Below are 8,158 nucleotides of genomic sequence, written 5' to 3'. Positions count from 1 at the left end.
GACAGGGCGTGAGGGGAGGGGCCCTGCCCCGGGGTTCAGAGCACGAGGCCCAGGAGCAGCAGCAGCGAGTAGACGAGCTCGAGCCGCCCGGTGGCGCCGAGCACCGGGATCAGGTCCCGTCCCCGCGCCCCGCCCAGCACCGCGCGGACCGGCCCGATCGCGAGCGGCAGCGCGGCGAGCACCAGCAGCGTCGGCCAGTGCTCCACGAACAGCGGGATGAGCAGCACGAACGGGCCCAGCACTGTGACGGTATACAGCGCCCGCGTGCCCTGCTGCCCGAGCCGCACCGCAAGCGTCCGCTTCCCGGCGAGCTCATCGGTGGGGATGTCGCGCAGGTTGTTGGTGAGCATGAGCGCCACCGCCAGCAGCCCGATCGTCACCGACACCAGCAGCATCACCCAGCTGGGTTGCTTCGTGATCGCGAAGGCGGTGCCGTTCACGGCCACGAGCCCGAAGAAGACGAACACGAACAGCTCGCCGAGCCCCAGATAGCCGTAGGGCTTCTTCCCGCCGGTGTAGAACCAGGCGGCGGCGATCGCGGCAGCGCCCACCAGCAGCGCCCACCACATCTGCGAGATCACCACGAGCACCACGCCGAACACCCCGCCGAGCGCGAGGGACAGCATCGCCGCGCGCTTCACGGTCGTGGGGGCGGCGGCGCCGGAGCCGGTGAGGCGGAAGGGCCCGACCCGGTCCTCATCGGTGCCGCGGATCCCGTCGGAGTAGTCGTTGGCGTAGTTCACGCCGATCTGCATCGCAAACGCCACCAGCAGGGCGAGCAGCGCTCGCGGCAGCACGTGCCCGAGGTCGATGCCGCCCTGGCTGGAGTTCAGCTGCCAGATCGCGGCGCCGGTGCCGGCGGCGACGGGGGCGAGAGCCGCGGGGAGAGTGCGGGGGCGGGCGCCCTGCACCCACTGCGACAGGCTGGCCATGCTGCTCCTTCTGCGACGACGCCCCGAGTGTACGTCGCCCCGGAGCGCGCCCATCTCGGTCACGAGCGCTCCCCACCCGGGCAAGGTGCTGCGTCAATCCCGGCTGCGCTCGGCGGCGATCCGGCGGGCCGCGGCGCGGTCCACCTTCCCGATGCCCAGCAGCGGCAGCTCCTCCACCACGTGCACGCGCCGCGGGATCATGTGCGGATCCACGTCCGTGGTGCGCAGCGCCGAACGGACCAGCGAACCGGCCTCGGCGGGCACCGCCCCGGGCTCGAGGACCACGAGCGCCTCCACCCGCTGCCCCCACTCGGGATCCTCGACGCCCACCACCACGGCAGCGCGCACCAGGCCGCGCAGCATGAGGGAGCGGTCGATCGCGCGTTCCACATCCTGCGGCTGCACCTTCAGCCCGCCGGTGGTGATCACGTCATCGGCGCGGCCCAGGACGGTCAGCGCCCCGTCGGCCCCCACGATCGCGAGGTCCGAGGTGCGGAAGGTCCGACGGGCCCCAGCACCAGTCCCGACGGCCCCAGCACCAGACCCGACGGCCCCAGCGCCAGCCCCGACAGCCCCGGTCCCGGCCCCCGGCGCGAGACTGAAGTCCGAGGTGTCCGCGCCGCCGCCGTCGGTGAGGTACCCGGTAGCGAGGGTGGGGGAGCCGACGAGGAGCCGTCCGGCGCCCTCGGCGTCGGGGCGTTCGACGGTGAGGGTCACGCCGGGCAGGGGCTGGCGGTCGTAGACGCAGCCGCCCGCAGTTTCGGAGGAGCCGTAGGTGGTGCGTACGGGGATGCGCTGCCCGCGGGCACGGCCGAGCACCTCCCGTGGGGTCGCGGCGCCGCCCACGAGCACGGCGGCGAACTTCTTCAGCAGGCCGCGGGCGCGGGCGTCGGCCCCGGTGGCGCCGGTGACGATGCGGGTCAGCTGCGTGGGCACGAGCGAGGTGAAGGCCGGCAGACCGGCCGTGCGGGCCTGCTCGAGGGCCGGTTCGGCGAGGGCCACGAAGGCGGTGGCGTCGAAGTGTCCGCGCAGATCCGGCAGCACCCGGGGGAGTGCCGGCGCGTCCAGTCCCAGCACCTGCGCCGTGCGGTAGGCGCGGGCGATGACCTGCACTCCGGCGATGTGGGTGGGTGGCAGCAGCGGCAGCCAGAACCCGTGCCCGCGCGTCTCGGCGGCGGTGCCATCGGCCGCGAACACCGCAGCGGTCGCGTCCTGCGAGGCGAGCAGCGCCTCCCGGGTGAGCGCGACCGCTTTGGCGAGGCCCGTGGACCCGGAGGTCGGGACCACGAGCGCGGTCTCCTCAAACCCCTCGGGCAGCTGGGCAGGCGGGGCGAAGGGGCCCAGCCACAGCCGACCCGTCCCCGCCATGACCTGGCCGATCGCGTCCGCGTGGGCGGTGAGCGAGGGAGCGGAGGCGTCGTAAGGCTCGGGCTGCAGCCAGAGCAGGCCCGTGGTGGTGTCGGTCATGGCGCTCAGCCCTGCGGGTGGGGGAAGTCGGTCCAGTTCGGGGCGCGTTTTTCGAGGAATGCATCGCGCCCCTCCTGCGCCTCATCGGTCATGTACGCCAGCCGCGTCGCCTCCCCGGCGAAGACCTGCTGGCCCATGAGACCGTCGTCGGCCAGGTTGAAGGCGAACTTCAGCATGCGGATGGCCTGCGGGGACTTCGTGGCGATGACTGACGCGATCCGTAGCCCTTCGTCCTCGAGCTCGGCGTGGTCGACCACGCGGTTCACGGCGCCCCAGTCGTAGGCGTCCTGGGCGGAGTACTCCTCGGCGAGGAAGAAGATCTCCCGCGCCCGCTTCTGCCCCACCTGCTTGGCGAGGTACGCGGAGCCGTAGCCGCCGTCGAAGGAGCCGACGTTCGCGTCGGTCTGCTTGAACCGCGCATGCTCGCGCGAAGCGATCGACAGATCGGCCACCACGTGCAGGGAATGCCCCCCGCCGGCGGCCCAGCCGTTCACCATCGCGATCGTCACCTTGCCCATCGTGCGCATGAGGCGCTGCACCTCGAGGATGTGCAGGCGCCCCGCCGAGCGGGTGCGCACGGCGGCGGTGTCGGCGTACTCCTCGGCGGCGTCGTACTCGTAGCCCGACTTCCCGCGAATGCGCTGGTCACCGCCCGAGCAGAAGGAATGTCCACCGTCCTTGGCCGACGGGCCATTGCCGGTCAGCAGGATCACCCCCACCCCGGTGTCCAACCGTGCGTGGTCGAGCGCCCGGTACAGCTCATCCACGGTGTGGGGGCGGAAGGCGTTGCGCACCTCGGGCCGATCGAAGGCGATGCGCACCACGGGCAGGTCATGCTCGGTGCGCTCCCCGTCGGGAGAGTCCACACGCTCCACCCCGCGGTGATAGGTGATGTCGGTGAACGCTGCGCCGCCATGCTCGTTGGCGGGGATATCGCGCCAGCGGGCGGGGTCGAAGGTGTCGGACACCTTCTGCGGCAGCGGGCTGGTGGGCGGGGTGGCTTCGGGCATGGGGCCAGGGTAGTCGGGACCGGTTCCCGCCACGTTCGCCGGTGCCCCGCCCATGACCCCGGTCATGGGTCAGGGCCGACGGGGGCGTGCAGATCAGGACCGTGGACATAACAGCACACCACATGACCGTCAGGGACGGTCCGGGCCCGGCAGCTGGCGCGGCTTCCACCGCCCGCGGCTCGTCGCCGAGTGAGCGCGTCGGCGGGTGGGTATGGGGAGCGAGGGTTAGTTGACCATCCTGATCTGGTCAGCGTGGTCAGCTGGCCGTATGCTGGTGATATGTCAACTCAGGTGAATATCGCCGAGGCCAAGGCGCGTCTCTCGGAGCTGGTGTCGAGGGCAGTCCGGGGAGAGGAGATCACCTTGGCGCGGTCGGGTACCGCAATGGCGCGGATCGTTGCGCTGGAGGAGCCTCCGCGGCGTGAGCTCGGTCGGCATCCCGAACTCGCCGTAGATCGAGCGCTTCTCCTCGCCCCCATGGACGAGGACGAGCTCGCGGAGTGGGAGTGAGGTGATGGACCTTCTTCTCGACACCCATGTCATTTTCTGGATGATGGCCAGCCCTGACGAGCTGTCACCCTCTACCCGTTCCGTCCTCGAAGACCCGAGCAGCAGCTTGTGGGCCTCCAGCGCCAGTGCTTTCGAGGTCTCCCAGAAGGTTCGCCTCGGAAAATGGCCCCAGGCTGCACCGCTGGCATGGGCGTGGACCGAACGTCTGCACGACTACGGCATCGAGGATGTCCCCCTCACCGCGCAGGATATGGCGGCTGCAGGCAGTATGAACTGGCACCACCGCGACCCCTTCGACCGCATGCTCTGCGCACAGGCGGCACGTCGCGGCCTCACGCTGGTCAGTGCGGACGAGGTGTTTCAAGAGGTGCCGGGCCTTCGCTGCATGACGCCCTGAACGCACCGAGGTGGACGCTGGCCCTGTAGCCCAGACGCCTCAGCGCCCGGGCCGTAGCGCCGCGATGACCAGCGCGCCGAGCATGACCGCTCCGGCGGCCACCGCGGTCGCCGCACCCCACGGCGCCCCGAAGATTGCGGCGAGCCCCGCCCCGGCCAGAGCGAGCAGGCACAGCGCTGCGCCCAGACGGCCGAATACCGGCGCATGGAACACCCCCGCGAACGGCAGGAAGTGCGCCCCGACGGCCAGCACGATCAGGGCTGGCTGGATCGCCGTGGGATCCTGCCCGGCCACCTGCGAGAGCAGCAGCGACAGCGGGCGCGAGAGCAGGAACAGCGCCACCATCCCCAGCATCGCAAGGCCGTAGACCATGCCGGCCCGCGGATGCGGCGCAGGCAGCTCCGGCAGACCTCGCCGCGCTAGGAACACCGCCCAGACGGTCGCAGCGGCCAGCACCACCCACGCCACCAGAGCGAGCATCGGCCATGGCCCCGGCAGCGCGCCCCGATTGGCAAGCATGAACAGTGATCCACCCACCAGGCCGACGATGCTGCCGGTCACCGAGGGGTGCAGTGGCTGATCGAGCCCGCGGCGGGTAGCGGAGGAGGAGCGGGCAGGGGAGTCCACGGAGGTCATACGCAGCATCGTGGCACGAGCCTCGTGCTCTGGACCCATGACGGCTGTCATGTCGAGACCGTGCGGAGGGAATCGACCTCTTAGCGGCACGTGCCCTGCATATTGCATGCGGCGTGCCGCTCAAAGGTCGAATTCCTTCGCTACCACCGGCGCCCAGCCATCTCAGCCTGCCCCAGATCGCTACCGGCCCGCACTCAGCCCGCCCTCGGCTCTGCCCCGCCCGCCCCGACTACCCTGGCCGGATGCAGATCCCTGGCTCGCTCCGTGACCTCGGCATCGACCGCGCCCACGCCTGGGCGATCCCCATGACCACGCGTTTTCGCCGCATCGAGGTGCGTGACGGCGTGCTCCTGCACGGTCCGGCCGGCTGGGCCGAGTTCTCTCCCTTCCACGACTACGAGGCCGAAGAATCCGCCGCCTGGCTCGCCGCTGCTCTCGAGGACGCCACCACCGAGCGCCCGCAGCCCCAGCGCACCGCCATCCCCGTGAACGCGACCGTGCCCGCGGTGGGCCCCGCGCTCGCCGGGCGGCTGGCCCGCGTGGGCGGGGCGAGCACCGCGAAGGTCAAGGTCGCCGACCCCGGCGGCTCCCTCGCCGAGGATCTCGACCGCGTGGCCGCCGTGCGCGAGGCCCTCGGCCCCACCGGGAGGATCCGCGTGGACGCCAACGCCGCTTGGACCTTCGACGAAGCCCGCCGTGCCCTTCCGCAGCTGGACCGCGCCGCTGGGGGACTCGAGTACGCCGAGCAGCCCTGCGCGGACATCCCCGACCTCGCCGCCCTGCGCCGCGCGCTCGATATCCCCATCGCCGCCGATGAGTCGGTGCGCCGCGCTGAGGACCCCCTGCGCGTGGCCCGCGCCGAGGCCGCCGACGTGCTGGTCATGAAGGTGCAGCCACTCGGCGGGATCCGCCGCTGCCTGAATCTCGCGGCCCAGGCCGGGCTGCCCGTCGTCGTCTCCTCCGCGATCGACTCCAGCATCGGCCTCTCCGCGGGCCTCGCCCTCGCGGCCGCGCTGCCACAGCTCGAACACGCCTGTGGGCTCGGCACCGCCTCCCTGCTCACGGGGGACCTGACCGCGCAGCCGCTGTTCGCCCGGGGCGGCGAGCTGCCCGTCGGCCGCCCCAACCCCGACGAGGACCTCCTCACCCGTCACGCCGCACCGCCCGCCCTCGCCGAGGCCTGGGAGCAGCGCCTGGCCGCTTGCGCGCAGGTGCTCGCGCGATGACCGCGCTGCCGACGGGGATCTGGTGGGACTGGGACTACTGCGTGATCCTCGACTGGGACGACGCGACCTTCGAGCCTGGCCCCACCCTCCCAGACCCGCCGCCCGTCGAGGACGTGCTGCCCGCCGAGCTCCGCGCCCGCATCCACCGCTTCGGGGAGGAGATGGAGCAGCACTACGGCGACGCCTTTTGCGAGGACCACGTGCCACCGCCCGCCGCGACCGCCCGCCGTCTGACAGGCGAGTACCGCGCGATCGGTGAGGCTCTCGGCCGTGAGGGATTCACGGTGCGCCTGGGCACGACGTGGTGGCTCTGAGTCCGGTCACTCCCACTACCCTGGCCACCATGCCGGACCCGCACCGCACCGCCCCACAGCCGCTCACCGTGACCCCGGTTGCCACCGGCTCCGGGGCGGTCGATGCCGCGGTCGTGCTGTGGCGGGCGCTCGCCGCGCTCGGCGTGCGCCACGCGGTCCTCGCTCCCGGGTCCCGCTCCGCCCCGCTCGTCTACGCCCTCGCTGACCCAGGCCGCGAGCAGCCCCTTGCCGCGCATGTGCGCATCGACGAGCGGACCGCCGCGTTCACCGCCCTCGGCCTCTCCCGCGCCGACCGGGCGCACCCCGCGGCCGTGGCGACCACCTCCGGCACCGCCACCGCGCACCTGCTGGCTGCCGTCATGGAGGCCCACCACTCCCGCATCCCGCTGCTCGTCCTCACCGCGGACCGTCCTGCGGAGCTGCGTGGCACCGGCGCGAACCAGACCACCGCCCAGACCGAGCTGTTCGCTCCCTTCGTGCGCCATCGCGTGGATCTGCCCGCCCCGACCGCCGCCGAGGCGACCCCCGCTGAGCTGCGCACTATCGCGAATGAGGCCGCCCGCGCCGTCGCCGCCGCGACCGGCGAGCACCCCGGCCCGGTGCACCTGAACCTTGGGTTCCGTGATCCCCTGGTGCCGACGGGCGGACGGATCCCCACGGCCGACGGGGCGGGCGTACCTCCGGCCGACCCCGGACGCGACCCCGCAGGCGGCACCACGGGCCCCTCCTCCCCGATCACCGTCACGCGGCGCATCCCCATCGGCCCCGCCCAGCCCGTGGAGATCCCCGTGGACGCCCGCACCGTCGTCGTGGCCGGGGACGATGCCGGGGATGCCGCCCGGGCCTTCGCGGCCGAGCATCACCTGCCGCTGCTGGCCGAGCCGAGCTCCGGGGCCCGCGGCGGCGACGGCGCCCAGCTGGTCCCCGCCTACCCGCGCCTCCTCGCCGAGATCATGGCGGCCCAGGAACAGGGCCCCGTCGATCCGTTGCGGCCCCGCCGCGCGATCGTCTTCGGTCACCCGACGCTCTCTCGCCCCGTGCTCGGGGGCCTGCTCGCAGCCCCGGACGTCGAGGTCATCGTCGTGGATCCGCACCCCACCTGGAACGACGCCTCCCGCACGGCCGCGCTCGTCGTCTCCGCTGCGACCGCCGCCCCCGCGAACGCCACCGAACACACCGAACGCACAGAGCACCTCACCGCCTGGCAGGACCGCGGCCGCGCTCTCGCCGCCGATCCCGCCGACCTGCCCTGGCAGGTCCGCGCCGCTCTCGCTGTCTGGCACAGCTCCACCGCCCAGGACACCCTGGTCCTCGGCTCCTCCTCCCTCGTCCGCGACCTCGAGCAGCACGCCGGGGCCACGCCCGCGCGCGTCATCGCGAACCGGGGTCTCGCCGGGATCGACGGCACCATCGCCGGCGCCGGCGGGATCGCCCTCGCGCGCGGGAACGGCCACGCCGCTCAGCACGGCCGGGCTGCCGCGGCCGCCGACCCCGCCGCCGCGGCCCCCGCCCCCCCCCCCCCCCCCCGCCCCCCTCCCCCCCCCGCCGCTTCATGGGCCTCGCCGCCCAGGATGTTCACGTGGAGATCCCGCCGGTGCCGGTGGGGGAGGCGGACCCGGTGCTCGGAGCCTCGCTGTCCGTGTGGTGCGATGCACCGGAGGTGCTC

9 protein-coding genes are annotated in these 8,158 nt (G+C 73.0%); 5 read left to right on the top strand and 4 right to left on the bottom strand.

Annotated features, from left to right (window positions below; translation table 11 throughout):
• Positions 1-35: 35 nt before the first annotated feature.
• The 3 genes from MU407_RS13100 to MU407_RS13090 form a co-directional block, all read right to left on the bottom strand.
• Complete coding sequence (locus MU407_RS13100; RefSeq protein ID WP_246958157.1) at positions 36-932, bottom strand: 1,4-dihydroxy-2-naphthoate polyprenyltransferase; 897 nt, start codon at positions 930-932, stop codon at positions 36-38.
• Between the two features lie 93 nt (positions 933-1,025).
• Positions 1,026-2,399 (bottom strand): AMP-binding protein, encoded by a 1,374-nt coding sequence (locus MU407_RS13095; RefSeq protein WP_246958155.1) that lies wholly within the window; start codon positions 2,397-2,399, stop codon positions 1,026-1,028.
• Positions 2,400-2,404: 5 nt separating this feature from the next.
• Positions 2,405-3,409 carry a 1,4-dihydroxy-2-naphthoyl-CoA synthase gene (locus MU407_RS13090; RefSeq protein WP_246958153.1) on the bottom strand — a complete coding sequence of 335 codons (1,005 nt, stop codon included), beginning with the start codon at positions 3,407-3,409 and terminating at the stop codon, positions 2,405-2,407.
• A gap of 279 nt (positions 3,410-3,688) precedes the next feature.
• Here MU407_RS13090 and MU407_RS13085 point away from each other — a divergent pair, with 279 nt between their 5' ends.
• Together MU407_RS13085 and MU407_RS13080 are read left to right on the top strand one after the other, a co-directional pair.
• Positions 3,689-3,919 carry a type II toxin-antitoxin system prevent-host-death family antitoxin gene (locus MU407_RS13085; RefSeq protein ID WP_246958151.1) on the top strand — a complete coding sequence of 77 codons (231 nt, stop codon included), beginning with the start codon at positions 3,689-3,691 and terminating at the stop codon, positions 3,917-3,919.
• A gap of 4 nt (positions 3,920-3,923) precedes the next feature.
• Positions 3,924-4,316 carry a type II toxin-antitoxin system VapC family toxin gene (locus tag MU407_RS13080; protein ID WP_146007694.1) on the top strand — a complete coding sequence of 131 codons (393 nt, stop codon included), beginning with the start codon at positions 3,924-3,926 and terminating at the stop codon, positions 4,314-4,316.
• 39 nt (positions 4,317-4,355) lie between these two features.
• Here the strand turns inward: MU407_RS13080 and MU407_RS13075 are convergent, their stop codons facing one another.
• Positions 4,356-4,952 (bottom strand): hypothetical protein, encoded by a 597-nt coding sequence (locus MU407_RS13075; RefSeq protein WP_246958149.1) that lies wholly within the window; start codon positions 4,950-4,952, stop codon positions 4,356-4,358.
• Between the two features lie 242 nt (positions 4,953-5,194).
• On the opposite strand from MU407_RS13075, the gene MU407_RS13070 reads away from it, so the two are divergent.
• The 3 genes from MU407_RS13070 to menD all read left to right on the top strand — a co-directional run.
• Complete coding sequence (locus tag MU407_RS13070) at positions 5,195-6,178, top strand: o-succinylbenzoate synthase (RefSeq protein WP_246958147.1); 984 nt, start codon at positions 5,195-5,197, stop codon at positions 6,176-6,178.
• On the top strand, positions 6,175-6,492 hold the full coding sequence (locus tag MU407_RS13065; protein WP_246958145.1) for a hypothetical protein: 318 nt from the start codon (positions 6,175-6,177) through the stop codon (positions 6,490-6,492). Before MU407_RS13070 ends, MU407_RS13065 begins: the two co-directional genes overlap by 4 nt.
• 29 nt (positions 6,493-6,521) lie before the next feature.
• A partial coding sequence (gene menD / locus MU407_RS13060; protein WP_281507933.1) for a 2-succinyl-5-enolpyruvyl-6-hydroxy-3-cyclohexene-1-carboxylic-acid synthase occupies positions 6,522-8,158 on the top strand: 1,637 nt, incomplete at its 3' end.

The sequence above is a fragment of the Brachybacterium sp. Marseille-Q7125 genome, assembly GCF_023062615.1.
Taxonomy (GTDB): domain Bacteria; phylum Actinomycetota; class Actinomycetes; order Actinomycetales; family Dermabacteraceae; genus Brachybacterium.
This window is presented reverse-complemented; position numbering and strand designations above follow the sequence as displayed.

Excerpts from the sequence above, each read along its gene's own strand:
- MU407_RS13065 (WP_246958145.1), top strand. The coding sequence starts at position 6,175 with ATGACCGCGCTGCCGACGGGGATCTGGTGGGACTGGGACTACTGCGTG.
- MU407_RS13075 (WP_246958149.1), bottom strand. The coding sequence starts at position 4,952 with ATGACCTCCGTGGACTCCCCTGCCCGCTCCTCCTCCGCTACCCGCCGC.
- MU407_RS13085 (WP_246958151.1), top strand. The coding sequence starts at position 3,689 with ATGTCAACTCAGGTGAATATCGCCGAGGCCAAGGCGCGTCTCTCGGAG.
- MU407_RS13070 (WP_246958147.1), top strand. The coding sequence starts at position 5,195 with ATGCAGATCCCTGGCTCGCTCCGTGACCTCGGCATCGACCGCGCCCAC.
- MU407_RS13100 (WP_246958157.1), bottom strand. The coding sequence starts at position 932 with ATGGCCAGCCTGTCGCAGTGGGTGCAGGGCGCCCGCCCCCGCACTCTC.
- MU407_RS13095 (WP_246958155.1), bottom strand. The coding sequence starts at position 2,399 with ATGACCGACACCACCACGGGCCTGCTCTGGCTGCAGCCCGAGCCTTAC.
- MU407_RS13080 (WP_146007694.1), top strand. The coding sequence starts at position 3,924 with ATGGACCTTCTTCTCGACACCCATGTCATTTTCTGGATGATGGCCAGC.
- MU407_RS13090 (WP_246958153.1), bottom strand. The coding sequence starts at position 3,409 with ATGCCCGAAGCCACCCCGCCCACCAGCCCGCTGCCGCAGAAGGTGTCC.